At 74.7% G+C, this 241-nt stretch carries 1 protein-coding gene; it reads right to left on the bottom strand.

From position 1 onward, the window contains the following. On the bottom strand, nucleotides 1–241 hold a 241-nt coding region (locus tag KVS71_RS18425), incomplete at both ends, for an iron-containing redox enzyme family protein (protein ID WP_217585258.1).

Genomic DNA, 241 nt, shown 5'->3' with positions numbered 1-241 from the left:
CCGAGCGACCCTCGGTCCAGGCGCCCAGGGTGTGGGCACCGGCCCAGCCGCCGTCCGTGAGGCCCGCGCCCGCGCCGAACAGGATGTCCGCCAGCAGTTCCGGACGGACCTCGGCGAGGCTGCCCGCGAGGTCACGGGCGGCGATCTGCTCGTGCACCGCGTCGGCCTCCACATGCACTTCGAAGTACGCGGCGGCCTCGTCGGCGAACCCCAGCCGGTGCAGGCCGTCGGCGTAGAACCG

Source organism: Microbacterium sp. GbtcB4 (genome assembly GCF_019091465.1).
GTDB classification, from domain to species: domain Bacteria; phylum Actinomycetota; class Actinomycetes; order Actinomycetales; family Microbacteriaceae; genus Microbacterium; species Microbacterium paraoxydans.
This window is presented reverse-complemented; position numbering and strand designations above follow the sequence as displayed.